The sequence below is a fragment of the Streptacidiphilus sp. EB129 genome, from assembly GCF_041262645.1.
Taxonomy (GTDB): Bacteria; Actinomycetota; Actinomycetes; order Streptomycetales; family Streptomycetaceae; genus Streptacidiphilus.
Window position 1 is genome coordinate 282,149 of record NZ_JBGCCS010000001.1, and the last position, 24,943, is coordinate 307,091.

Genomic DNA, 24,943 nt, shown 5'->3' on the forward strand with positions numbered 1-24,943 from the left:
TGGGGCAGGGGGGTGGGGAGGTGAGCCGGGCGGACCCCCGTACCGCCCGGCTCCTGCCGGTCGCCCTGTGCGGGCTTCCGGTCTGAATCCAGGAAACCCTGGTGTCATGTCCGGCGTCGAATGATTCGATGAGGTTCGAAGGCGGTCCGAGTGGACTGCCCGCCGCGCGTCGGCAGGACCGTCAGGGGGTTGTCGTGCTGCGGATCGACATGGACGGAGCGGCACTTGCGAACACGCGGTTCGCGATATCGCCGCTGCACACCACGGTGGACGCGCTGTGGCTGCTCAAGGGAACCGCGCCGGCCGGCGCGGGGGCATGGCGGGAACTGGTCCTGGAGACCGTCCGGGACCGCAGACTCTCGCTGCTCGGATCGCTGTTCGGCGGCTCCTGGGACTACGTCCCGGACTTCGTGACACCGCAGCCGCAGGCTCCCGAGTCCGGTTTCGAGGACGAGCTGCAGGCGGTGGTCGGCGTCGGCAGCGAGCGCCTGCGCTGGGAGCTCGACACCATGATCCGGGGGAACCCGGCGGAGCGTCTCGCGGGCCGTCCGGCGCCCAGGGCCGTGCTGGACGTCCTGGAGCAGGGCGAGAGCGCACTCGCCGAACGCGTGGCCGCGGAACTGGACCAGGTGTGGCGCGCGGCCATCGGCCCGCACTGGGTGGGGCTGCGCGCCCGCCTGGAGGCGGACATCGCGCGCCGCTCCCGCACCATCGTCGGGCACGGCATGTCCGCCATGCTCACCAGCCTGCACCCCCGGGTGGTGTGGCAGGGCGACCACCTGCGGCTGCTCAGCCGGTTCGAGGCCTGCATCCCGGGAACCACCAGCCTGGTGCTGACGCCGTCGGTGTTCAACACGGACCTGCACATGACCATCGACTCGATGAACGGCCCGGCGCCCCGCCAGCCCATGCTGGGCTACCCCGCCCTGCGCGGACCGGAGAGTGCGGACCCCGGCGGACCCGCCCTCCCGGCCGCGCACGCGCTGCTCGGGGTCACCCGCGCCCGCCTGCTCTCCGATCTGCGGTCCCCCCGCAGCACCGTCGAGCTGGGCGAGCGCCACCGGCTGTCCGCCAGCACGGTCTCGTACCACCTGGGCATCCTGCACCGCTCCGGGCTGGTCACCCGCACCCGCTCCCGGCATCGCGTGCTGTACGAGCAGACCCCGCGCGCCACCAGCCTGCTTGTCGGCACCAACCGCACCCGGAGCGTATGAACGGCCGGCAACCGCCGACGGGGCCGTCACCGGTACTGGCTATGCTGCGCGGGGTCAGCCCCTTGAAGCCCAGCTCTCCCGGGAGTCCCGCATGCCGCAGATCACCGTCGAGTACTCCGCCGAACTGGCCGACGCCTTCGACCGGCGAGGTTTCGCCCTCGCCCTGCACGCGCCCGCGGCTGAGCTGCTGGAGAGTTCGCCGGGGGACTTCAAGACCAGGTTCTACGCCATCGGGGAGAGCGTCATCGGCATGGACGCCGGGGACGGCGCGATGATCCACGTGGATCTGGCGATCCTGTCCGGCCGCACCCCCGAGACCAAGCGGGAGCTGGGCCGTCTCGCCCTGGAGACGGCCGGCCGCTATCTCGCGCCGGTGCCCGGTCGGACCGTTCAGCTGACGGTCGAGGTACGCGACCTCGACCGGGCCAACTACCACAAGAGCGTCCTGGGCTGAGGGGTGCTGCGGGCTTCGTCGCGCGCCTATTCTGTGCAGTCGGAAAGTGGCCCCACTTTTCCTGTTATCCGACGGGCACGTCCGGGATCTACCTAGGTGTTCGGTACGTACAGCCGAGGAGAAGAGGGTGGACAGGCGTGAACGGTGAGCACGGGGCGGATGTGAACGGGCAGGCGGCGCGGGCCGGGAGCCAAGGTGGCGGGCACCGGGCCCGGCCGGCCGGCCATCGGCGCAAGAGTGGCACCCGGTCCGGCCGGCACCGGCAGGGGAGCCGACGCAAGATCGCCGGTGTCGCCGCCGGGGTCGTGGCGATCGTGGTCGTCACCGGAGCCGTCTACAGCAGCGTTCCGCAGCAGGGCGGCGGGACGACCCCGTCGGCGGCCGCCCCGGTCGCGGCGCTCGGGGTCACCGGCGCGTCCGCGACCGGTGCGCCGCAGTCCGGGGACGCGGCCGCCGCGTCGTCCTCGGCCGCCAGGTCCTCGGCGGCGACGCCGGCGGCATCAGCGGCGTCGGCCGCCGCGAGCAGCAGGCGGACCGCCGCGCCCAGCGCGACCGGAACCCACGCCGCCACGCCGGCGCCACGAGCCGCCGCCATGGCGGCCGGGCAGAGCAGCGCCACCGCGCAGGAGGTCCAGCAGGTGCTGGCGCTGATCAACAAGGCCAGAGCCGCCCAGGGGCTGTCCCCGTACACCATCACCGCCGGGCTCACCCGCAGCGCGACGGCGCACAACCAGGTGATGGCCGGCGGTTGCGGGCTGTCGCACCAGTGCCCGGGCGAGGACGAGTTGGGAGCCCGGGAGACCGCCGCGGGCGTTCAGTGGGGCGCGGCGGGGGAGAACATCGGCGAGGGCGGACCGGTCAGCACCGCCACCAGCGACATCGCCTCCATGGCGGTCGGTCTGACGCAGAGCATGCTGAACGAGCAGCCGCCCGACGACGGCCACCGCCGGAACATCCTGAGCAGCACGTTCACTCATATCGGCATCGCCATCGAGCGCGACGCCCAGGGAACCGTCTGGATGACCCAGGACTTCTCCGACTGAAGCGGAAGCGCTGATGCTGCCGCCTCTGCGGCCGCAGCCCGGGGACTCCCCGGCCGCTGCGGCCGTCCGGGTGGTGGTCAGCCGACGGGGCCTCCGGCTCCGGGGGCTGCGGCTCTGAGGGCTGTGGTGCCGGCTGCCCCGGCCGCGGCCGCGAGTCCGAGGATGAGCGTCCGCATCACCGACTCGGCGTCCACCCCGGCGTCCAGGGACTCGATCGCGGCCAGGCCGTCGGCCGCGGAGGCCACCGCCTCGCCCAGGGGGCGCGGGTCCAGCCCGTCGCCGCGCTCGTCGGCCAGCACCTGGAAGAGCCGGACGAAGCAGGCCCGCCAGCGCCGGTACTCGGCCTCCAGACTGCTGCGCACCCGGTCGTCGTTGAGGGCGAACCAGTGCAGGGAGGAGTGCAGCCGCGACAGGTCCTCCCGCTCCGGCTGCGTGAGCAGCCCGATGACCCGGTCGGCCCGCTGGGCGAAGGACCCGGGGGCGTCGACCGCCTCCTCCATCGGCGTGATCCACTCGGGCCGGATGTCCTCGACGACCGCCACGATCAGGTCGGTCCGGTTCTGGAAGTGGTAGTGGCACATGCCGTGGGTCACGCCGCTGAGAGAGGCGACGTTGCGGGTCGTGAACGGGGCGAGCCCGTCCCCCGCCAGCAGGGTGCGCGCGGCGGCGATCAGGCGGGCGCGGGTCTGCTCTCCCTTGGCGGAGGTACGTGACCTGCCGCCGGGGCCGGGGCCGGCGCCGGGACTGGAGCCGGGACTGGGATTGGGGCCGGGGCGGACCGGGCCGGAGTTCGGCTCGGCCGGGGGAGCGGCGGGTGGGATGTCGTTCGCAGGCGTGGCCACGCCTGAACTCTAGTGAGTGGGCGCGCGGCGGTGGGCCGTGCGTCCGCCGCCGTGATCCGGAGCGGCGCAGCCGTGTTCTACGTATTGACCGAGCGCTTGGTCAGTTATAGCTTCCAGCCCATCGATGGAGGGCCCACCGAGGATTCGCAGGAGGCCGAGATCAACGTTCACGCTGAAACCCCGAAACCGTCCGGCACGGAGCGAGAGCGGGCGCTGGGCAGGAGGAGCTTTCTGGCCGCCGCAGGGCTGACGGCGGGGGCCGCCGCCTGGGCGGCGACCGGCGGTACCGCCCTGGCCGCAGCACGCACAGCCGCAGGCGCGACGGCGGGGCCCGCCGCTCGGTCGGCCGCCGCCGCGTCGGGTCCGGCCTTCGCCGTCCCGCTGGACACCGGCGCGCACACGCGTACCTGGATGGCCTGGCCCGACAGCACCACCATCTGGAGGCGGCAACTGGCCGGCGTCCAGGGCAACATCGCGCTGGTCGCGCGGACGATCGCGAAGTACGAACCCGTCGTCATGTGCGCGAACCCCGCCAGCGTCGCCAAGGCGCAGGCCGCGTGCGGCCCCGGGGTGACGGTGATCGGGTCGATACCGGTCGACGACTGCTGGATGCGCGACACCGGCCCGGTCTTCCGTACCAACGGCGCGGGCGGCCTCGACACGGTCGGGCTGAACTTCAACGGCTGGGGCAACCATCAGACGCACGCACGCGACGCCCTGGTCGCCCGCCGGGTCGCGGCCTATCTGGGGCTGCCCTTCACCGCCGCCGGGCTGGTGAGTGAGGGCGGCGCGATCGAGACCGACGGCGACGGGACGCTGATGGCCACCCGGAGCAGCATCATCAACCCGGACCGCAACCCCGGCCTGACGCAGGCGCAGATCGAGGCGGCGATGTGCGCCGCGTACGGGGCGTCAAAGGTGATCTGGTTCACCGGGATCGCGGGCCAGGACATCACCGACGACCACGTCGACGCCACGTCCAGGTTCCTCGCCGACGCGACCGGGCTGGTCCAGTTGCCGCTCGCGACGGACACGGACATCTGGTCCAACGACGAGCGGCAGCAGTACCAGGCCCTGTCCGCGGCGACGGACGCGCAGGGGCTCCCGATCCGGGTCAGCCCGCTCCAGGGCCCCGACTACAACCTGATCCGGTCGACCAACCCCAACTTCGTCGGTTCCTACGCCAACTACTACGTCTGCAACGGCGCGGTGATCTCCGCCCAGTTCGGGGACACCGGCGCCGATGCGGCGGCCGCGGCGACGCTGGCCGGCCTGTTCCCCGGCCGGGTCGTCGAACAGCTGAACATCGACGCCCTCGGCGCGGGCGGCGGCGGCATCCACTGCGTCACCCAGCAGCAGCCGGCCGTATAGCCGTTCGGCTCGCGTGGCAGTCGGCTCGGATGGCAGTCGGCTCGCGTGGCAGGGGGAGACGGCCGGACTGACGGCGCGTCGGGCAGAATGGCGGACAACTCGGCCTGGCCGAGCTCCACCGCCGCGCGGAGCCTGACCTGGCGATCATCTCCGCCCACGACCCGGCCCTGTTCGAGAAGATGGCCGCCATCGGCTGAGGGCCGCCCCCGGAGTACACCGTGGGGCCGGGCGCTCCGGGTGCACCCGTCGGCCTGCGTCACTCCTCGGCTCTGGTCGCGTCGGCGTCGAGGAGGCGGGTGAGAAGTCCGGTGAGCTGTCCGAGGTCGTCGGCCGAGAGGGTGGTGATGGCCGGGGGCGGGCGCAGCAGGATGGCGTCGGCGGTCGCGATGGCGTTGTGCCCGGCGGCTGTGAGCGTCACCAGCTTGCGACGCCGGTCGTCGGGGTGCGGCCGGCGTTCGACGAGCCCGTGGGCTTCCAGTTTGTCGACGACCAGGGTGGCGTAGGGGGCGTCGAGGCCGTTGGCCGCCGCGAGCTGGCTCAGCGTCATCGGCCCGTCGCGGAGCTGGAGGAGGATCTTGCCTCGGCCGCCGCCGAGGCGGAATCCGAGCGCGTCGGCGAGCTCGCCCCGGCGGTTGTGGGCTTCGACGAACCGATGCATGAGGGCCCAGGCCTGCCGGACAGGATCGTCCGACCGTCTCGGCGAGGTGGCTGCCATCGGTGATCTCTCCCGCGTCCCTCGTGCTGCGCGGTCAGTGCCGCCGCGTCGTGTTCCCGGCCTGCTGTGATGTCGCGTTCACCACGCTACCGTCTGGCCGAGGTAGTCGACGTAGTGCAGCCCGGGCCGGCCCTGGAGGGCGTCGAGCGTCCTGACCACGTTGGGGATGCTCTCGTCGATGCCGAGCCGGGCGTCCGGGCCACCCATGTCGGTGCGTACCCAGCCGGGGGCCATGAGGACCAGAGTCCGGGGCTCGCCGTGGTGCCGTGCGGCGTAGCTGCGCATGAATGTGTTGAGCGCGGCCTTGCTGCCGCGGTAGACCTCGTGGCCGCCGTTGGTGTTGTTGGCCACGCTGCCCTGGCCCGAGGACATCACCGCGATCGTGCCGGTGGGCTCGATCCGGTCCTGGAGCGTCTCGATCACGCGCAGCGGGCCCAGCGAGTTGGTGACCATGACCCGGGTGAACTCGTCGGTCGAGGTCTCGGCCACCGTTCCTTCCGGCTGGTTGGCGACGCCGGCGTTCACGAAGAGCAGGTCGAACCTGCGGTGCGCGAGGCGGGTGTCCAGCGCTGTGATCTCTGCGGGCTCGGTGATGTCGACGGTCTCGATCTCGACCTGTCCGGGGCAGGTGTCGGCGAGGTCGTGCAGAGGGGTCCGGTCCGAGCCGCGCACGGTGGCCGTGACGTGCCGTCCGTCCGTCGCCCACTCCCGGGCCAGCGCGAGGCCCAGACCGCGAGACGCGCCGATCAGCAGCACGCGCCTGCTCGCGGTGGGCGGCAGACCGAAGCGAGACTCTGAGTTAGTTGTAGACATAGCAATGATTATGTGTCGTATAACTAATTGGGTCAAGCGATCCCCGGCCGTCGGTGACCGGGGATCGCCGTGGTGCTGTTCTGCCGTGGTGGGGTCAGCCGTCGAGTGTCGAGATCCACTCGTGCAGGGTCCGGCTGTAGAGCTGTGGATCGCTGCGGTGCATGACGTGGCCGGCCTTCGGGAACGTCCTGTAGTCGAACCGCTGGCCGGCGCCGGTGATCAGCTCGCGTGCGTGCCGGAGCTGCAGGTCCGAGATGGCGCCCTGGAGTCGGCCCGACTCCTCGTCGACGTGGTGGAAGTGGTGGGTGAAAAGCACCGGGACCTTCACTGCCGCGAGCATCCGGGCGTGGTCGACCGAGGCGCTGGCCGAGCCGCTGGCGAAGGCGCGGGCCCACTCGGGGTCGTACTCCTTGAACGTCTGGGGTGGTTCGTCCCCGCTCAGGAAGTCGCCCATCGCCGCCAGGCCTCGCGCGAGTGCCGGCGGCAGATCGGTGGCCATGGCTCGTTTGAGGCCCGGCCAGTCGCCGACCGACCACTGGTCGCCGAGGTGCTTGTGCATCAGCTCGAACCAGGGGCCGATGACCTGGTTCATGCCCTGGCCGAAGGCGGGCTGGATCTCGGAGGAGAACAGCGGTGCGTCCTCGTAGTACGCGCCGCGCAGCATGCCGGGCGGCGCGTAGGCGGAGAGCCAGGCGGCGATGACGCCGCCGGAGGACAGGCCGCAGGCGACGACCGGGCGTCCGATGCGCCCGGAAGTGAACCGGACCAGGTCGTTGCCGATGTTGTCGAGGGTGTAGCGGCCGGGGGTGCGGGTGGAGCGGCCCTGGCCGCGCAGATCGACGGCGAAGATCTCGAAGTCGTCTTCGAGCAGCTTCATCGCCGCCTCGTAGCCCCACCAGGACTCGCCCTGCGCGGGAATGAGCAGCAGGGCGGGGTTGTCGGGCGATCCGGTCGTGGCGTAGTTGAGGCTGACCTCGCCGGTGTCGAAGGCGTGCTCGGGGTAGTCGTGGGTGACGTAGGTCGCCTCGGGGTTGTGCGGTCCGTAGGTCATGGGACCTGGTCCTCTCGTGCGTCTCAGGCTTCGATGTGTTCCAGGTCGGCGAGCAGGCTCGGGTGGGTCGGCTGCCAGCCGAGGGTGGCTCGGGTGTGGGCGCTGGACGCGGGCTGGTCGGCCGCGAAGATCGGGCCGAGGGGGCCGAAGTTCTCCTGCGGTACCGACTCGACGGGGAGGCCGAGCCGTCGGCCGATGACCGCGGCGATGTCGCGGACCGCGTCCCCCTCGTCGGCGACGGCGTGCCAGGAGCTTGCGGCCGGGGCCTGTTCCAGGGCGAGCCGGAACAGCACGGCGGCGTCCCGCGCGTGGACGGCCGGCCAGCGCTGCGCGCCGTCCGAGGGGTAGCCGGCGACGCCGGTACGGCGGGCGATGTCGGTGAGCAGTCCGGCGAACCCGCCCCGGCCCTGGTTGTGGACCGTGCGCGGAAGCCGTACCGCCGAGCTGCGCACGCCCTCCGAGGCGAGTGCGAGCGCGCTGGTCACCGACCGGCTGCGGCCGGCGACCGGGCCCTGGGTCGGCAGGGCGTCGTCCTCGGTGGAGGTGCGCCCCGGCAGGTAGGGCGTGCCGGCCACCATGACGAGCGGGCGGTCCGTGCCGACGAGGGTGTCGCCGAGCGTCGCCAGCGCGGCGGCCTCCTCGGCAACGCCCTGGGCCAGGGCGTCGGGCGAGCTCATGTCGTTGCTGAAGGCGAGGTGGATGACGCCGTCGGCCCGCTCCGCGCCGGCGCGCAGCACGGCGAGGTCGGCGAGTGCGCCGCTGAGCACCTCGGCGCCGGCGGCCTTGGCCTGCGCCGCGGAGGCGTCGGAGCGGGCGAGGGCGGTGACCGAGTGTCCCGCGGAGAGCAGTTCGGCGACGACGGCCGAGCCGATGAGGCCGGTTCCGCCGGTGATGAAGACGCGCATGACGAGCTCCAAGCAGTGATGCGACTGGTGTCCCATCACCGTAGCGCATGATGCGACACATGTCCCGTCGGCTAGGATGGCGGCATGCCGAGATGGAAGCCGAATGCGCGTCAGCGTCTGGTCGTGGCGGCGCTCGGGCTGTTCGCCGAGCAGGGCTACGACGAGACGACGGTCGCGCAGATCGCCGAGCGCGCCGAACTGACGCGCAGCACGTTCTTCCGCCACTTCGCGGACAAGCGCGAGATCCTCACCGCGGGGCAGCAGGCCCTGAGCCGACTGCTGGCAGAGGGCATCGACGCCGCTCCCGAGGAGGCGACGCCGATGACGGCCGTCGCGGCCGGCCTGGAGCGCGCGTCAGGGGAGATGACGGCGTTCAACCGCTCGCTCGGTCCGCTGCTGCACGCGGCGATCGAGGCGAACGAGGAGTTGCGCAGTCGCGAGGTGCTGAAGAGCGTCGGCATGGCCGCGGCGATGGTCGACGCACTGAAGCGGCGGGACGTTGCGGAACCCACGGCCCAGGTGGCCGCCGAACTGGGGGTGCTGGCGTTCAGGCTGGGATACGCACGGTGGGCGGACCCGGCCCGCGACGACGACCCCGGCGAGCTGGCGGCCCTCACCCGAGCAGCCTTCGACGAACTCCGCGCGGCGGTCGCAGACCTCAGCTGAGGCGCAGCCAGGGCACGTCATCGGGCCGAGGTGGCCCTAGCTGTCGCGGCGGGCCAGGAGGCGGTAGGCGTTGGCGGTGCCGGCCCGGGCGGCGGCGGGGGCGGTCAGTCGGTCGAACAGGGTGGCGAGCAGCAGGGCCGGGGCGGCGGCGAGCAGGAGCAGGCCGCGTGCGGAGCGCCGTAGCCGGCCGGGAGGCGCTCCGCGCAGCCAGGGCGCGTCCTCGTGGGGCGCCAGCGCGTCGAAGAGCAGCCAACAGGCGGCCAGCAGGTCGATCGGGTCGTGCGGTTCGCGGTGCTGCTCCAGCACGACGGTGAAGCCCAGCGTCCCCAGGCGCTCGCGCAGGTTGGCCACCGGCACCAGGTTCAGGTGCTGCGGCTGGAGCCAGGGCAGCCACCACCGGCCCAGCAACCGGGCATAGCGGCACTGCGGGTCGGGCACCTCGATCAGCAGCAGCCCGCCGGGTCGGAGCGCCTCCCGGGCGGCGGCCAGCTCGCGGTGCGGATCCCGGCTGTGCTCCAGGTAGTGGAACATGCTCACCACGTCGTACTGTCCGGCGAGGGTGGGCGCCAGTTCGGGGAAGGAGCCGCGGAAGCCGCGGGCCAGCCGTCCGTGCTGCTGGGCCAGTTCCACGCCCTCGCTGAGGTCCAGGCCGTCGAACGAGGTCTGCGGGAACAACTCGCGCGCGGTCTCGCAGAAGTGGCCGTGCCCGGTGCCCACGTCCAGCCAGTTCGCCGGCGACGCGGCGAACGGGGCGACGGACCGGGCGCGGTTCCGGTAGGTTCCGGCGCGGGTGCCGAAGACTCCGGCGAGACGCTGTTCACCCAGGCCGTCGTAGAAGTCGCGGTAGTAGAACTCCAGTCCGGGGATGGACAGTCGGGGGTTCTGGAAGATGTGCGCGCAGTCCACGCACTGGTCCAGGACGAATCGTCCGGGCTTGTGCTGCAGCAGGTCGCCGGTGCGCAGCCGGAGCCGCAGACGGGCGGATCCGCACCAGGGGCAGTCGGAGCGGCGCGGTTCGAAGAACCGGTCGGTGCCGTTGGCCAGGTCGTCCTGGTAGACCGGACGGAGGGCGGCGATCCGTGCGGGAAGCGTGGCCCCGGCGTGCTGCGGCTGCGCCGTGGTGGCGCCGGGGGTGCCGGTGGCGTCGGTCTCGGCTGCGGTCATCGTCAGCGCCTGCCCGTCGGCTGCGGGGCTGGGTGGTGCAGCAGTTCGAGGTGTGAGGCGGCCGCCGCGGCGCCGCCCGCCGCGCGGAAGGAGGCGGCGACGCGCTGCGCCGCCGCCCGGTGGGCGGGGTCGGTGAGGACCGTGTCCACCGCCGCGCCCAGCCGCGCCGCGTCGGTGCGGCCGAAGCGCACCCGGACGCCGGCACCGGCCGCCACCACCTGGCCCGCCACCACCGGCTGGTCGTCGCGGATCGGGGCGACCACCAGCGGCACGCCGTGCCACAGCGCCTCGCACACCGTGTTGTGTCCGGCATGGCAGACCACGGCGGCGGTGCGGGCCAGCAGCGGCAGTTGGGGCACGGACGGCAGCACCAGGACGTCGGGGTCCGGCGGCGGGAAGCCGAGGAGACCGTCCGGATCCACGATCACCGCCTGCAACCGGTCGGCGCGGGCCCGCAGCGCGTTCCGGCAGGAGGTCAGGAACGCGGCGCCGGCGTCGCTGTTGGCGGTGCCCAGGCTGACCAGCACCAGCGCGCGCCGCGGGTCCAGCCACTGCCACGGGAAGGACGGGTCTGCGGCCCGGGGCGCGATCGAGGGCCCGACGAAGGCGATCGGCCGACCGGCGACGGCGGCCCCCGGAACGTCCCCTGGAGCGCCCCCTGGAACGTCCACCGAACTGGATGCCGCAGTGGAGGCCGGAGTGGAGGCCGGACCGGTCAGCTCCGGGGTGGTGAAGGCCAGGGTCAGGCGCGGGGAGAACCGCGGATCGGCGGTCGACTCCGGGTCGCCGATGCGCTTGCGCAGGTCGCCGAGGAGGCCGCCGATCCAGGCCTCCACCAGGGGCATGCCGTCCAGCGCTCCGGTGAACTCCGCCGGGGTGGTCGCGGAGGTGGCCCACGGCAGTCCGAGCCGCTCCGCGACCAGCGCCCCGGCGACCGCCTGCTGGTCCGCCACCACGACGTCCGGGCCGAAGGCTTCCACCGCCGCCGCCACACCGGGGGCCATCGCCTCGGCGAGTGGCACCAGGAAGCTCTCCCACAGGAACTTCAGGGCGGCCGGTCCGCGCAGATCGGGGGGCCGCCGCACCGGCTCGTCCGCCGCCGGACCGGTGGCGATGGCGCAGGGGTGGACCTCGGCGTCCGGGCCGGCCAGCCGGCCGACCAGCTCGGGGTGCCCGGCCCAGGCGGTGGCGTGCCCACGGGCGGCCAGTTCGGCCGCGACCCCCAGGGTCGGGTTCACATGCCCGACCAACGGTGGGACCACGAAGAGGAATCGGCTCAACGGACACTCTCCCGGGTGTGGATGATCCGGTCGGCGAACCGGCCCGCGTACCGGCCGGGGCACAGCTCCCCGGCTGCCGGGCCGCGCAGTTCGGTGCCCTGCTCCCGCAGCCAGGACAGGGTGAGTTCGAGCACCGTGTCGGGGGCCTCGACCAGCACGGAGTGCTCCTGCCCGGGGACGAAGCAGCTCCGGCAGGACGGCAGCAGCTCGTCCAGCAGGTCCGCCTGCTCGGCCAGGTCCGACTCGGTGCCGTAGACCGCCAGCACCGGGCAGCGGATCGCGCGCAGCTCCGCCTCGGTGGGCAGCAGGCTGGCGGGGATGTCGCGGGCCAGTGTGGTGCCCGCCAGCAGCCGGCCGGCCGAGCGGGCCAGCCGGGCGGTGTGAGCGCCGTGCCGCTGCGTGACCCAGGCCAGGGTCTCCTCGTGCCGCAGCTGCGCCTCGGCCCGGCGCAGGATGTCGTCCAGCTTGGCCGCCCAGGCCGGGGAGGCGGGCTCGGACTCGATGGCCAGGATGCTGCACACCTCATCGGGGCGCTCGGCCGCGAGTCCGAAGGACACGGTGCCGCCGAAGGAGTTGCCCAGCAGATGGACCGGACCGGCCGGTCGGCTGCGGTCCAGCAGTGTGCCCAGGTCGTCGACGAACTGCTCCAGCCGGTAGCCGGTCGGCGGCCGCTCGCTGCGCCCGTGCCCGCGCTGGTCGTACATCAGCACTTCGAGGCCGGCCGCGGCCAGCGCGGGGGCGAGGGTGAAGTAGTAGCTGGCCAGGCTGTCGGTGAGCAGCCCGTGCACCAGCACCGCCGTGGCGGCGGGCGGGCGCCCGTCCGAGGGGGCGAGGCGCTGCACATGGCAGCGGAGCCCGTCGAGGTCGAGGAAGGCCATGGTCAGCTCCGTCCGGCCGTCCGCAGACTGTCCGCGACATGGACGACCAGCCGACCCACTGTCAGATCGATGATCTCGTCCAGCTCCAGACCCGCGACGAACTCGGCGAAGTTGACCCCCTCGCCCCAGCGCGCCTGGAGCTGCCCGGCGAGGGTGACCAGGTCGATGCTCTCCAGCTCCAGGTCCTGGATGAACCGGGACTCCATGGTGACCTCGGCCTCGTCGAGACCGCAGTCGTCGAGCAGGGCGGCCAGCATGCCCGTGATCTCGGTGAGGACCTCCTGCTCGGAGGGGGCGTGCGGCTCCACGGTCGGCTGGGTGGTCGTCACTTCGCCACTGTCCTCTCGCTGTTCGAGGTGCTGATGTCGGCGGTGGTGATGTCGGCGGTGCTGATGTCGGTGAGGGCGGTGCCCTCGGTTCCGTCCGCGGTCCAGGCCACGACGTAGCGGCGGGGCGGCAGGTCCGGGGGGCTGCTGAGCTGGGTGCAGTGCAGGCGGATGGTGCGGGTGCCGTCGGGCCCGGCCACGGCGACGAGCAGCCGGGTGGGGTCGGCGGCGACGACCTCGAAGGCGCGCGGCCGGCCCTGGAGCCCGGTGCCCTGCGCCTTCGCCACCGCCTCCTTGGCGGCCCAGAACCGGGCGAACCAGAGCGCCTCGGATTCCTCGGCCGGATCGGTGGACGGGCGGTCACGGTCGGGGGCCTCGCTGGTGGACGCCGCGCGGTCGGACGCCGCGCGGCAGGCTGCCAGCAGGGCGCGTTCGGCCGGGCCGAGTGCGACCGCGATCGTCTCGGGCTCGCGCTCGACGACCTCCTCGATGTCGATGCCCACGCCAGGTCCCACGCTCGGACCGCCGCCGGGAACGCCGCTGGCGGCGTCGGACGGTCGGACGATGGCCACGGCGATCTCGGACCGGTGGGCGAGCGAGATGTCCAGGTCCGGCAGGGTCCGGCCGTGGACACCACGCACCCGGGGCCTTCCGCCCGGGTCGTTGAGCACCTCGATCTCGGCCGGGAACACCGGCCCCTCGCCCTGCGCCCAGAGCCACTGGCGCACCGCGTCCTTGGCTGCGATCCGGCCGAGCAGCCAGGCCCGGCGGCCGCGTGGTGGCTGCTGTTCGTAGCGGGCGCGCTCGGCCGAGCCCAGGTGGTTGCGCAGCACCAGGTCGCGGGTGGCGAGGTCGGGCCAGCGTTCGTGCACCAGGCTCCAGCCGCCCGGCTGCGGCGCGGACAGGGTGTTGCGCTCGACACAGCGTTCGGTCGGCCTGGTCTCCGGGTGGCTGTCGAAGCGGCGGTCCCGCCAGCCGATCGCCTCCGCCCAGACGGTTCCGCCGCACGTGAGTTGGACGTCCGCCTCAAGGGCGTCGCCGGTCAGCGCGGTGATCCGGATATGGCAGTGGACCTCGGTGCCGGGCCGGGGCGCGGGGCCGTAGAGGCGGAGTTCGCTCAGGCCGACGGGGAAGACCACGGTGCGCTCGGTACGGGTGGCCATGATCCAGTAGCCGAGCAGCTGACCGACGTTGTCCAGCAGGGCGCCGGGCGCGGACGGTGCGGTGATCACTCCGCGTACCTGCGACTCGCCGAGCGCGGTGAGTTCGGTCAGCCCCTGGAACGCCGGGCCGTGGAACATCCACCGCTCCTGGTAGAGCGTGGACGCGGTGTGCTCCGGCGCGCGCTCGGCCGCCGGATCCACCGGCCACGGGGCCGGGGGTGTCGGGTGACGCCCCGCCAGCTCGACCGTTCCGCTGGCGAAGTCGCCGAAGGCCGCCACGAGTTGCCCGTCCCCGGCGTCGCGGAGGGTGATCTGCACATCCAGCGGTTCCGCCGCCGGAACCCAGCGGCCGAAGCGCAGTCCGTGTACGGCGGTGGTCACCCGTCCGGGGGCGGTGCGTTCGGCGGCGTCCATCAGGTGCTGGACGATGGTGGTCGCCGGAACGACGGGCCAGCGGTCGGTGAGGTCGGGCCAGCCGGCGCGCTGGCGGATGAAGCAGTGGTCGAGCAGGTATGGCATGGCCTCGACGGAGACACGCAGCGTGTCGCCGTGCGGTGCCGAGGATGGTGCCGCGGCCGGGGCCGGGGCCGACGTCGCCGGGGGTGTGGCGGCGGGGGCACGGGTGGGTGGTGGAGCCGCCGTCGTGGCGGAGGCGGCGACCGGAGGCCAGGCCGGCGCGGGGGGAAGCGCCGGTCCCGCTCCGTTCCGCCGTCCGGCGTGGATCAGTTCGGCGTGGACCAGCTCGGCGGCGACCTGCTCCGTGTCGCGGAGCAGCGCGTCGAGTTCGGCGGCCAGCGGGAAGCTCTCGGCCAGCGAGGTCAGTGCTGAGGCCCTGCCGGTGGCTGCCGCGCGGGCCGGGGCGGGCCGCAGTTCCGCGCGGAGCGCGGGCAGCGTCCGGGAGTCGAGTGAGACGAGCGCGCCGCCGAGGTCCAGCCGCACGCTCGGGTGTACCCGCTCCGGGGCCGCGGCCGGGACGGCACCCGGCTCCGGGGCTGCGGCGAGCACGCCGGCATCCGGCTCCGCTCCGTGCGTCCACAGGGCGGCCGCGACCCGTCGGAGCTGGGCCAGCCCGTCGCGGTGCGGGGAGTTGGCGGCGATGGTCAGATGGTCCCTGCCGTGCAGGGTGTCGCTGACGAGCGAGGCCAGCTGTCCCGTACCCACCTGGACGAAGGCCCGGAAGCCCGCCGCGTACAGCGCCTCGATCAGCGGACGGAAGCGGACCGGCTCCAGCAGGTGGCGCAGGAACAGTGCCCGGACCTCCGCCTCGCCCTCCGGGAACGGAGCGGCGGTCGTCCCCGACCACACCGGCACGGTGGGCCGGTGCAGCTCGAAGCTGTCGGCGGCCTGCCGGATCGGCGCCAGGTACGGGGCCAGCATCGGGGTGTGGAACCCGGAGCGGAACGGCAGTACCTGGCCGAGCACCCCCTGCGTGCGGAACCAGCGCACCAGCTCCACGACCGCCGGTTCGGGGCCGCAGACGATGGACTGCTGCGGCGCGTTGTCGTGTGACAGCACCACCTCGGACATGCCGTCGAGGGTGGCCAGCGCCTCCTCGACCCGCTGGGCGGAGAGGCCCAGGGCGGCGAAGGTGAGACCCGGAACGTGCAGGGCGTCGGGGTCGAAGGAGGTGAGGAAGGAGTCCACCGACGTCCCCGAGTACAGGCCGCCGGCGATCATCGCGGTCCACTCGCCGACGCTGTGCCCGGCGACCGCGTCGGGTGTCACGCCCATCCGGCGCAGCGCGCCGTCGAGCAGTCGCCCGACGGCGACCACCCCGGCCCCGTGCCGGCCGATGTCGGCCACCTGGGCCACCTGGGCGGCCGATGACCCGGTGTCGCTGGTGGAGGCGGGTCGCGGCAGGCCGAAGTGGTCCGCGACATCGTCCGTCCGGGGGTCGAACTCGCCCTCCAGGCCCGGGAAGAGGAAGGCGATACGTCCGGTCCCGGACCGGCGCGGTTCCGCGCCGAGCAGCGGCTCGGGTGCGAACCAGACGTCGTTGCGTCCGCGCCAGGCCTGTCCCTTGGCCACCGTGCGCCGGGCCAGTGCCAGGCGTTTCGGCGTCGGGTCGACGACCGCCAGCCGGCAGCGCGGCGCGGGCCCGCCGTGCTCCGGCAGGCCCGCGGCGAGCAGCGCGGAGTCGTCGGCGGCCAGCAGTGCGGCGAGCCGGTCCGGCCGGTCGGCGGCCAGCCGCAGCACCCGTTCGGGTTCGGTCACGGCGGCAACGCGCGGGGCTGGGGCGGTACTTGGCGGCCGGGTCGCAGTCGCTCCGGGCCTCGGGGCCGGGAAGGCGGGGGAGCGGCCGCTGTCGGGCGCCTGCTCCAGCACCACATGGGCGTTGATGCCGCCGAAGCCGAAGGCGTTGACCCCGGCGCGGCGCGGCGAACCGCTCGGGTCCGGTTCCCAGGGCCGCGCCTCGGGGACGGTGCGGAAGCGGGTGGCGGCCAGTGCCGGGTGCGGGTCGTCGCAGTGCAGCGTGGGCAGCAGCACCCCGTGGTGCACCGCCAGGGCCGCCTTCACCAGCCCGGCGACACCGGCGGCGGGCATGGTGTGGCCGATCATCGACTTCACCGACCCGAGCACCGCGCGCCCGTCACCGGCACCCGTCCCGGCCCCGGCCCCGACATCGACCCCGACCCCGGCCCGGGCCGGTCCGAACACCTCTGCCAGGGTGGCCAGTTCGGCGGCGTCGCCGGCGGGGGTCGCGGTGCCGTGCGCCTCCAGCAGGCCCAGCGCGCCGGGTGCGGCGGGGTCGAGTCCGGCCGCCCGCCAGGCCGCGCGTACCGCCCTGATCTGACCACCCGGGTCGGGGTTGGCCAGAGCGGCCGTGCGGCCGTCGCCGGCCACGCCGGTGCCGCGGATCACCGCGTAGACCCTGTCGCCGTCGCGCTGTGCGTCGGCGAGGCGCTTGAGCACCACCACGCCGGTGCCCTCGCCGATCAGGATGCCGTCGGCATCCCGGTGGAACGGGCGGATCCGCTGGCTCGGCGAGAGCGCCCGCAACTGCGCGAACACGCTCCACAGGGTGACGTCGTGGCAGTGGTGCACCCCGCCGGTGATCACCGCGTCGCAGCGGCCGGAGGCGAGTTCGCCGACCGCCTGGTCCACCGCGACCAGCGAGGAGGCGCAGGCGGCGTCCACCGTGTAGGCGGGGCCGCGCAGGTCGAGCCGGTTGGCCAGCCGGGAGGCGGCCAGGTTGGGCACCAGGCCGATCGCCGACTCCGGGCGGTCCGGGCCCAGTCGGTCGGTGAACGCGTGCCGGACCCGATGGAGTTGATCCGACGTCAGTTCCGGAAGCAGCTCACCGAGGGTGCGCACCAGCTGGTGCGCGCTGCGAACGCGCTGGTCCAGCCGGACCAGTCCCGGTGTCAGGTAGCCGCCGCGGCCCAGCACCACGCCGATCCGGTCCCGGTCGGGCAGCCGGTCCGGGCCGCCCGCGTCGGCGATGGCGGCCGCGGCGACCTGCAGCGCGATCAGCTGGTCGGGCTCGGTGCCCGGTACCGAGCTCGGCATGATGCCGAAACGGGTCGGCTGTACCTGCGCGTAGTCGTCGACGAAACCGCCGCGGCGACAGTAGAGGCGATCCGGTGCGGCCGGCCCCGACGCCGCGCCGGGGTCGTAGTAGTCCGCGTCCCAGCGGCCCTCGGGCACCTCGGTGATCGCGTCGACCCCGCCGACCAGGTTGCGCCAGTAGGCCGCCAGATCGGGTGCGCCGGGCAGGAGGACCGCCATGCCCACCACGGCCACCGGCGGTGGGCCGGTGCCCGAGGGGTGCTGTCCCACCGCCGCCACCGGTGCCGTCACCAGCCCGACGCCGTGTAGACGACGGCGCGCTCCGACTCGTCGCCCCAGGCCAGCTCGCGCAGCAGGGCGAGGGTGCCGGCGGCCGGGTCGATCAGGTGGACGCCGCGCCGGTCGTAGTCGCGCGCCAGCTCCTCGGAGACCATGCCGCCGTGGCCGCCCGACGGTGCCCAGGGGCCCCAGTGGACGGTCAGCGCCCGGCGGCCGGTGCGGCGGGACCAGCGCGTGCCGAGCGCCTCCAGGGCGTCGTTGGCCGCCGCGTAGTCCGCCTGGCCGCGATTGCCCAGGGCCGCGGCGATGCTGCCGAAGAGCACCGTGAACCGTGGCCCGGCGGGGAGTTCGGACAGCGCGTCGAGCAGCGCGCGGGCGCCGTCCGCCTTGGTGGCGAACACCCGCCGGAAGGACTCCGGATCCTTCTCCGCGAGCACCTTGTCCTCGATCACACCGGCGGCGTAGACGACGCCGTCCAGCCGGCCGTACTCGGCGTGCACCTCCTTGACCGCCTGCCGCAGGGCGGCCGGATCGGTGGCGTCCACGGCCTGGTAACGGGCCTGCGACCCCAGGGCGGTGAGCTCGTCCAGGGTCGCCCGGACCTCGCGGGCGGCCAGCAGGCGGGCGGCGGCGCGCTCGATCTGCGGCAGCGGCACGCCCTGCCCGGCCAGCGCGGACCGCAGCGCGGACCGGTCGCGGGCGACCGTCGTCACCGGGTCCTCGGGCCCTTCCGGCGGAGCGGTGCGGCCCAGCAGCTGCAGGTGGGCCCGGGACGCCGAGGCGAGCGTCGCCGCGAACCGCGCGGTGATCCCCCGGGCTCCGCCGACCAGCAGGACCACGGCGTCGCGGTCCAGCCCCAGCGCCTCGGCCTCGGCCGCGCCGTCACCGGCGGGCCCCGCGCCGGTGCTGCCCAGTACGCCGAGTGCGGACCGCTCCAGGGTCAGCCCCCGGCGCCCGGCCGCACCGCGCAGGACCACCGGCTCGCGGTCCTCGGCGAGCAGCTCGCCGATCAGCGCGTCCGCCGCCTCGGCCGGGTCGGTCAGGGCATCCGGGCCGTCGAACTCGACCAGCCGGGTCATGACGTCCGGGTACTCGCGGGCCAGGGTGCGGAACAGCCCGCGCAGCCCGTCGGCCCGGTCGCCGGTCGACAGCGAGGCGGCGAGCAGCCGGCGGGGTGCGCGGGCCAGGGCCGCCTGGAGTGCGGGTACGCAGCCCGGCAGCACCGGGGCGCCCTGGGCGGCGAGCGGGTCCAGCAGCAGCACGCCGTCCACCGGGCCGTCGTCCGGCGAGAGTTCGTGCGTCGCGCCGAGGGTTAGCAGCTGTGCCCCGAGCGCGGCGAGCCGCGCCGAGAGGGCCTCGGCGACGCCGCCACCGGCACCGCCGCCACCGGAACTGCCCTGGTCCGCGCCGAGCAGGGCGAAGCGCTTGCCCGCCAGCGAGTCGGGCGACCCGCCGCGGTCCGCGAGCGGGACGGTCGTGAACCGCATCCGCACCGGCTCCCGCCCGGCGACGGGCACCGCCTCGACCGGCGGTGCGCCGGGTGACCGGTGGTCGGCCGGTGGCAGCGACGGGGACGGCGCGGCGGCGTCCGGCCCAGCGTCCAGTGGAGCGGAGTCCGATGGGGTGGAGTCCGATGGGGCGGAGTCCAGGGGGGCGGTGTCCGGTCCGGCGTCGGTCGTGGCCGACGCGGCGGGATCTGCGATCCGGGCGGTGAGCCAGGCGGTGATGGCGCCCGCGGTGCGGGCCCCGGCGAGTTGCTCCAGCTCGTCGTCCTCCAGCGCGGCCAGGTCGGTCTGCGCCCCGGTGGCCAGGCGGCGGGCGAGCTGGCCGATGATCTCGGTGCGCTTGATGGAGTCGATGCTCAGGTCGGCTTCGAGGTCGAGGTCGGGCTCGATCATGTCGGCGGGGTAGCCGGTGCGCTCGCTGATCACCTTCACCACCGCGCGCAGCACGTCCTCCTCGGAGAGCGCCTGCTCCGTCCCGGCCGCCTGCCCCTGCGCGACTGACTGCCCCTGCGCGGTCGGGTGATCCGGAGCGACGGCGACCGGCGTGGGCAGTGCCGGCAGTGCCGTCGGCGACGCCAGTGGCGCGACCGCGAGCGGGGCGACCGCCGACGGGGGAGCCGGCAGGGCCGGTACGGTGGCCCCGGTGGCGGCGAGATAGGTCATCAGCACATCCCGCTGAGCGGCGATCATGTCTCTGCTGCTGCGCAGGAACTCTGCGACCAGAGCCTCGCCGGCCGCCTGCTGACGGCCGTCGGGGTGGGGTCCTTGAGCTGTCATCAGGGTCTCCGGAACGGGTCGGGCCGGCGCCAGCGCGCCGGGTAACAGGTCTCCGGCAGCGGTGCGCACCAGCTGCCCGTCCACCGTCCAGCCGGGGCGGCGCGGCGGCCTCGTGCGGCCGGCGTCCACCGCGTCACGGCCGCGGAACAGCCGCTCGGTGCGCACCGGCACCCCGGCCACGGCCAGTTCGGCCAGCGCGTCGAGATAGCCGGGAAGGCCCGCACGCCGCCGCTCGACCGGTACGGCGCGGTGCGGCCGGTCGCCGAGCACAGCCGCGACCAGCTTGGTCAGCACGGATCCGGGCCCCGCCTCGACGAACACCCGGGCACCGGCCGCGTACATCGCCTCGATCTGCTCGGCGAAGCGCACCGGCGCGCCGATCTGCGCGGCCAGCTCCGCGCGTACCGCGTCAGGTGCGGACGGGTAGGCGGCGGCGGTCCGGTTCGACCACACCGGGAACTCCGGCGTGCGGACCGTACATCGGGCCAGGACCGTGGCGAAGCGTGCGCCCGCGCCGGCGACCACCGGGCTGTGGAAGGCACAGGCGACCGGGAGCCGCTTCACCCCGTGCCCGGCGTCCCGCAGCACCTTCGCCGCCGAGGTGACCTCCTCGGTCCCGCCGGAGATCACCGTCTGCTGCGGCGCGTTGCGGTTCGCCGCCACCACCCGCCCGGCCAGGCCGGCCTCGCCGAGGAGCCGCTCGACCTCCTCGGCCCCGGTGGCCACCGCGGCCATGGACCCGGGGTCCGCGCCCGCGCCGACCGCGTCCAGGATCGCCCCGGCCCGCCGGGCGCTGAGCGCCGGCAGGTCCTCGGCCGCCAGTGCGCCCGCCGCGCACAGCGCGACCAGCTCGCCGTAGCTGTGGCCGCCCGCGAGCGCGGGGTGCACCCCGGCCAGCGCCAGCAGCTCGAAGGCCGCGAGACCGGTCATCCCCAGCACGGGCTGGGCCACCCGAGTGTCGGTGACGGCGGCCCGCCGCTGCTCCCGCGCCTCCGGGGTGAAGGCGTCGGGCGGGTACAGCGCGTCCACGTGGTCCCCGCCCAGTCGCAGGTGCCGCTGCAGCTGCGGGAACGAGGCGAACAGTTCGGCGAACATCCCCGGCCGCTGGCTGCCCTGTCCGGGGAACAGGAACGCCACCTCGCCCTTGGGTCCGCCGTCCGGGTCGGCCAGGTGCAGTCCGCGCGCGGGGTCGTGCTCGCCGGCCACGGCGCGGCGCAGCAGCGTGCGCAGCTGCGCCGGATCCGAGGCCACCACGGCGACCTGCACCGGCCCGTGGCCGGACTCCGCCCGCCGGGACGCGGCCAGGGCCAGGTCACGCAGCCGCCACGGCGAGCTGCCGGGACGCGAGCCGTGCGCCCTGCCCGGGTTCGCGCCGGGGTTGGGGGCGGGGTCGGTGCCGGCCTTTGCGCCGCTGCTCGCGTCACCGTCACCGTCCGCGTCCGTGCCGTCGTCGGCGATCCGCAGCAGCTCCGCGACTCCGCGCAGGGCCCGCTCCCGGTCCTGGCCGCGGAAGGTGAACAGCTCGGCGGGCCACTCCTGCAGTCCGTGCACCGGTGCGGGGCCGTCGTAACCACGCAGCACCGCGTGGAAGTTGGTCCCGCCGAAGCCGAACGCGCTGACTCCGGCCATCCGTTCGGCCGGTGGGACGGCCCACGGTCGCGCCTCGGTGTGGAAGGCGAAGGGGCTGCTGTCGGCCTGCCAGGCCTGGTTCGGCTGCTCCAGGTGCAGGGTCGGCGGCTTGACGCCGGTGTGCAGCGCCAGCGACGCCTTGATCAGGCCCGCCACCCCGGCCGCGCACTTGGTGTGGCCGATCTGCGACTTCACCGACCCGAGCGCGCAACTCCCCGGCGCCGCACCGGCCTCGGTGAACACCGCGCTCAGCGTGGCCAGCTCGGTACGGTCGCCGACCACCGTCCCGGTGCCGTGCGCCTCCAGCAGACCGACCGCGGCCGGGTCGGCCCCGGCGCTGCGGTAGGCGCGCTCCAGCGCCGCCCGCTGACCCTCGGGACGGGGCGCGGTCAGGCCCAGCGAACGGCCGTCGCTCGCGCTGCCGATGCCCTGGACCACCGCGTACACCCGGTCGCCGTCCCGTTCCGCGTCCGCGAGCCGCTTGAGCACCAGGCAGCCGACGCCCTCGCCCAGGGCGATCCCGTCCGCCGCCGCGTCGAACGGTCTGGACCGGCCGGTGGGTGAGAGGGCGTGCACCGAGGCGAAGAGCAGGAAGTCGTTGATGCCGTTGTGCAGATCCGCCCCGCCGCACAGGGCCAGGTCGCTGCCGCCCGAGGCCAGTTCCCGGCAGGCCACGTCCAGCGCCGCCAGCGACGAGGCGCAGGCCGCGTCGACGGTGAAGTTGGATCCGCCCAGGTCGAGCCGGTTGGCGATGCGCCCGGAGATGACATTGGCGAGCATGCCGGGGAAGGAGTCCTCGGTGATCCTGGGCAGCTGCTCCGCTATCGGGTCGGGCACCCGGCCCAGGTAGGCGGGCAGTACGGCGCCCAGCACCCCGGCGTTCGACAGGTCGCTGCCGGCCTCGGCGCCGAACACCACGCTGGTGCGCGAGCGGTCGAACGGGCGTCCGCCCTCGGCGCCGCCGCCGTCGTAGCCGGCGTCCACCAGGGCCCGGCGGGCCGCCTCCAGCGCCAGCAGCTGTACCGGCTCGATGCTGCCCAGCGCGGACGGCGGGATGCCGTAGGCCAGCGGGTCGAACGGGATGCGCGGCAGGAAGCCGCCCCACTTGGACGGGGTGGTGCCCGGGCCGCCGTCCCCGGCCGCGTAGTACAGCTCCGGGTCCCAGCGTTCCGGCGGCACCTCGGTCACCGCGTCCACCCCGCCGACCACGTTGGCCCAGAAGGCGGGAAGGTCCGGCGCCTGCGGGAACATGCAGGCCATGCCGATCACCGCGATCTCCAGCGGTGCCGCCTGCGGACCCGGGCCGGCGGCGTCCGACAGTTCCAGACTGTCCGTCAGTTCAGCTGCCCTGGAGGCCAGATAGGCAGCAGCTCCGATGCCGACCGCGTGGTGCAGCTCGACCAGCGTCGTGGGGGCCGCGCGCAGCACGGCGACCTGCCCGGCCATGAACATCCCGCGCTCCAGCTGGCCCTGCTCGTCCACCGGCGTCAGCGCGCCCGCCACCCGGTCGATCCCCTTGCCGGCGATCCGCAGCCGGCCGACGTTCAGCCGCTCCAACTGCTCCCAGGCCTCCCGGTCCGGCACGCCCTCCGCGCCCAACCGCTCCCGTACCTGGGCGAATTCCACGGTGAACCGGCTCGGGACGCAGCGCGTGGCGTGGCCGGGCGCGGTCTGCAGCAGCTCGGTCCGCTCCGCCGCCAGCACCTGGCGCTGGAACGCGGGCTGCACCGCCCCGCAGGCCACCGCCTCCTCGGTGAAGAGGTACGCCGTACCCATCAGCACGCCCGCGGCGACTCCGCGCGGGGCCAGCGATGCGGCCATCGCCGCCACCATCGCCGCCGAGCGCTCGTCGTGGACCCCGCCGGCGAACAGCACCTCGATCTGCGGTGCCGAAGGACCGCCCGGCCGGTCGGGCCGGTCGGCGGCCGCTGGTGCCGCGTCCAGGAAGTCCTCCAGGACCGCCAGTTGCGCCTCCCAGAGCGGGAAGCTGTACCGGGGGCCGACATGGCCGCCGCACTCCGAACCCTCGAACACGAAGCGGCGCGCCCCGTCCTCCAGGAACTGCCGCAGCAACCCGGGAGAGGGCACGTGCAGGAAGGTGCGGATTCCCGCCTGCTCCAGCACCCGCGCCTGCGAGGGGCGGCCTCCGGCGATGATCGCGTGGCTGGGGGCCGCCGCGAGCACCTCCGCCAGCTGGGCGCTGCGCACCTCCTCCGGCGCGAACCCCAGGACGCCCACGCCCCACGGGAGTTCGCCGACGGCCTGGCCGGTCTCCCGGAGCAGCGCGCGGGTCTGTTCCGGGCCGGCCAGCGCCAGGGCGACGAAGGGCAGCGCGCCCGCCGCGGCGACCGCCGCCGCGAACCCCGGCTGGTCGCTGACCCTGGTCATCGGGCCCTGCGCCACCGGCAGTTCGGTGCCCAGGCTGCGACTCAGCGGCGCCTCGGGACCGAGCAGCGCGGCCGCCGCGCCGCGCTGTGCGGCAGTGCGCAACCCGTCCGACACCGCCTCCCTCACGCCGCGCACGGCCCGGCCCACGGTGCCCCAGCGGGTGGCGAACCGCTCTGCCAGAAAGCCATCCTGACCGACCGTCAACGGAGTGGGCCGGTCCGGGCCGGTGCGCCGCGCCAGCACCCGGCGGCCGTCGACCACGGTTGTCTCGGACCCGTCCATGCCGCGCACCGACGCGGCGGCGTCCTGGGGCGCCGTCGACTCGGCCAGCAGGGCGAGCTGGCTGTCCAGCACCACCCCGGCCGCGCCGCCGACCACCGCCGCCACGGCGGTACGCGGTCCGATCCCGCCGCAGGCCCACACCGGCACCTCGATCCCTGGTGCCGCCAGGAGCTGCTGCAGCAGCACGAAGGTGCTCAACTCGCCTACCGGGCCGCCGCTTTCACTGCCGCGTGCGATCAGGCCCCGGGCGCCGGCCCGGACGGCCCGCAGGGCCTGCTCCAGGTCGGTCACCTCGGCCAGGACGCGGCAGTCGGCTTCTGGCCCGGGGCCCCGATCCCCGGGTGCCCAGTCGGTGGCGTCCGGGGCCAGTACCACGGTGTGCGGGGACGTCCGGCCGGGGCGTAACAGCTCCTCAGGGGTGATCCGGCAGGCGCCGCCGATGCGGACACCGAAGGGGCCGGGCGCGGACTCGCCGAGCGCGGCGAGCGCCTCGCGCGACCTGCGGTCACCGGCGCCGAGGTCCAGTACGCCCAGAGCGCCCGCGCGGCACAGGGCTGCGGCGAGTCCGGCGTCCGGTTCCTGGAACGGGGTGATCCCGATGACGAGATCGGCCGGCGGCGACGTGGGCCTCATATGCTCTCCGGGGTGCGTTGTGGCGCAGTCGGGAAGTGATGGCTTGCGGCTCGCG

16 protein-coding genes are annotated in these 24,943 nt (G+C 74.5%); 5 read left to right on the top strand and 11 right to left on the bottom strand.

The window, feature by feature from the left end; all coding sequences use genetic code 11:
• Positions 1 to 128 precede the first annotated feature (128 nt).
• From ABH925_RS01355 to ABH925_RS01365, 3 genes are all read left to right on the top strand, one after another.
• The gene (locus ABH925_RS01355; RefSeq protein WP_370144713.1) at positions 129 to 1,214 is read left to right on the top strand and encodes a winged helix-turn-helix domain-containing protein; all 1,086 of its coding nucleotides are present in this window, start codon (positions 129 to 131) and stop codon (positions 1,212 to 1,214) included.
• Positions 1,215 to 1,305: 91 nt separating this feature from the next.
• Positions 1,306 to 1,668 carry a 5-carboxymethyl-2-hydroxymuconate Delta-isomerase gene (locus tag ABH925_RS01360; RefSeq protein WP_370144715.1) on the top strand — a complete coding sequence of 121 codons (363 nt, stop codon included), beginning with the start codon at positions 1,306 to 1,308 and terminating at the stop codon, positions 1,666 to 1,668.
• Between the two features lie 137 nt (positions 1,669 to 1,805).
• Entirely contained in the window at positions 1,806 to 2,711 is a 906-nt protein-coding gene (locus ABH925_RS01365; protein ID WP_370144717.1) for a CAP domain-containing protein, read from the top strand.
• A gap of 77 nt (positions 2,712 to 2,788) precedes the next feature.
• Here the strand turns inward: ABH925_RS01365 and ABH925_RS01370 are convergent, their stop codons facing one another.
• Positions 2,789 to 3,553, bottom strand: a complete 765-nt coding sequence (locus ABH925_RS01370; protein ID WP_370144719.1) for a TetR/AcrR family transcriptional regulator — start codon at positions 3,551 to 3,553, stop codon at positions 2,789 to 2,791.
• Between the two features lie 72 nt (positions 3,554 to 3,625).
• On the opposite strand from ABH925_RS01370, the gene ABH925_RS01375 reads away from it, so the two are divergent.
• Entirely contained in the window at positions 3,626 to 4,924 is a 1,299-nt protein-coding gene (locus ABH925_RS01375) for an agmatine/peptidylarginine deiminase (protein WP_370144720.1), read from the top strand.
• Positions 4,925 to 5,180: 256 nt separating this feature from the next.
• Here the strand turns inward: ABH925_RS01375 and ABH925_RS01380 are convergent, their stop codons facing one another.
• The 4 genes from ABH925_RS01380 to ABH925_RS01395 all read right to left on the bottom strand — a co-directional run bounded on the left by ABH925_RS01380 (position 5,181) and on the right by ABH925_RS01395 (position 8,408).
• Entirely contained in the window at positions 5,181 to 5,582 is a 402-nt protein-coding gene (locus tag ABH925_RS01380; RefSeq protein ID WP_370144721.1) for a MarR family winged helix-turn-helix transcriptional regulator, read from the bottom strand.
• Positions 5,583 to 5,717: 135 nt separating this feature from the next.
• Complete coding sequence (locus ABH925_RS01385) at positions 5,718 to 6,452, bottom strand: SDR family NAD(P)-dependent oxidoreductase (RefSeq protein ID WP_370144723.1); 735 nt, start codon at positions 6,450 to 6,452, stop codon at positions 5,718 to 5,720.
• Positions 6,453 to 6,546: 94 nt separating this feature from the next.
• The gene (locus tag ABH925_RS01390) at positions 6,547 to 7,503 is read right to left on the bottom strand and encodes an alpha/beta fold hydrolase (protein ID WP_370144725.1); all 957 of its coding nucleotides are present in this window, start codon (positions 7,501 to 7,503) and stop codon (positions 6,547 to 6,549) included.
• A gap of 23 nt (positions 7,504 to 7,526) precedes the next feature.
• Positions 7,527 to 8,408, bottom strand: a complete 882-nt coding sequence (locus tag ABH925_RS01395) for an SDR family oxidoreductase (RefSeq protein WP_370144727.1) — start codon at positions 8,406 to 8,408, stop codon at positions 7,527 to 7,529.
• Positions 8,409 to 8,492: 84 nt separating this feature from the next.
• On the opposite strand from ABH925_RS01395, the gene ABH925_RS01400 reads away from it, so the two are divergent.
• Entirely contained in the window at positions 8,493 to 9,074 is a 582-nt protein-coding gene (locus tag ABH925_RS01400; RefSeq protein ID WP_370144729.1) for a TetR/AcrR family transcriptional regulator, read from the top strand.
• A 36-nt stretch (positions 9,075 to 9,110) separates the two neighbouring features.
• Here ABH925_RS01400 and ABH925_RS01405 read toward each other — a convergent pair whose 3' ends face one another.
• The 6 genes from ABH925_RS01405 to ABH925_RS01430 form a co-directional block, all read right to left on the bottom strand.
• On the bottom strand, positions 9,111 to 10,238 hold the full coding sequence (locus ABH925_RS01405) for a class I SAM-dependent methyltransferase (RefSeq protein ID WP_370144731.1): 1,128 nt from the start codon (positions 10,236 to 10,238) through the stop codon (positions 9,111 to 9,113).
• Positions 10,239 to 10,240: 2 nt separating this feature from the next.
• Entirely contained in the window at positions 10,241 to 11,518 is a 1,278-nt protein-coding gene (locus tag ABH925_RS01410) for a glycosyltransferase (protein WP_370144733.1), read from the bottom strand.
• Positions 11,515 to 12,396, bottom strand: a complete 882-nt coding sequence (locus ABH925_RS01415; RefSeq protein ID WP_370144735.1) for an alpha/beta fold hydrolase — start codon at positions 12,394 to 12,396, stop codon at positions 11,515 to 11,517. Before ABH925_RS01415 ends, ABH925_RS01410 begins: the two co-directional genes overlap by 4 nt.
• Positions 12,397 to 12,398: 2 nt before the next feature.
• Complete coding sequence (locus ABH925_RS01420; protein ID WP_370144738.1) at positions 12,399 to 12,725, bottom strand: phosphopantetheine-binding protein; 327 nt, start codon at positions 12,723 to 12,725, stop codon at positions 12,399 to 12,401.
• Positions 12,722 to 17,614, bottom strand: a complete 4,893-nt coding sequence (locus tag ABH925_RS01425; protein WP_370144935.1) for a beta-ketoacyl synthase N-terminal-like domain-containing protein — start codon at positions 17,612 to 17,614, stop codon at positions 12,722 to 12,724. Before ABH925_RS01425 ends, ABH925_RS01420 begins: the two co-directional genes overlap by 4 nt.
• Positions 17,615 to 17,682: 68 nt before the next feature.
• Positions 17,683 to 24,888 carry an SDR family oxidoreductase gene (locus tag ABH925_RS01430; protein ID WP_370144740.1) on the bottom strand — a complete coding sequence of 2,402 codons (7,206 nt, stop codon included), beginning with the start codon at positions 24,886 to 24,888 and terminating at the stop codon, positions 17,683 to 17,685.
• Between the last annotated feature and the right edge of the window lie 55 nt (positions 24,889 to 24,943).

Coding starts and splice junctions, on each gene's coding strand:
- ABH925_RS01355 (WP_370144713.1), top strand. CDS start 129: ATGAGGTTCGAAGGCGGTCCGAGTGGACTGCCCGCCGCGCGTCGGCAG.
- ABH925_RS01360 (WP_370144715.1), top strand. CDS start 1,306: ATGCCGCAGATCACCGTCGAGTACTCCGCCGAACTGGCCGACGCCTTC.
- ABH925_RS01380 (WP_370144721.1), bottom strand. CDS start 5,582: ATGCATCGGTTCGTCGAAGCCCACAACCGCCGGGGCGAGCTCGCCGAC.
- ABH925_RS01385 (WP_370144723.1), bottom strand. CDS start 6,452: ATGTCTACAACTAACTCAGAGTCTCGCTTCGGTCTGCCGCCCACCGCG.
- ABH925_RS01390 (WP_370144725.1), bottom strand. CDS start 7,503: ATGACCTACGGACCGCACAACCCCGAGGCGACCTACGTCACCCACGAC.
- ABH925_RS01395 (WP_370144727.1), bottom strand. CDS start 8,408: ATGCGCGTCTTCATCACCGGCGGAACCGGCCTCATCGGCTCGGCCGTC.
- ABH925_RS01400 (WP_370144729.1), top strand. CDS start 8,493: ATGCCGAGATGGAAGCCGAATGCGCGTCAGCGTCTGGTCGTGGCGGCG.
- ABH925_RS01405 (WP_370144731.1), bottom strand. CDS start 10,238: ATGACCGCAGCCGAGACCGACGCCACCGGCACCCCCGGCGCCACCACG.
- ABH925_RS01415 (WP_370144735.1), bottom strand. CDS start 12,396: ATGGCCTTCCTCGACCTCGACGGGCTCCGCTGCCATGTGCAGCGCCTC.
- ABH925_RS01425 (WP_370144935.1), bottom strand. CDS start 17,614: ATGGCGGTCCTCCTGCCCGGCGCACCCGATCTGGCGGCCTACTGGCGC.
- ABH925_RS01430 (WP_370144740.1), bottom strand. CDS start 24,888: ATGAGGCCCACGTCGCCGCCGGCCGATCTCGTCATCGGGATCACCCCG.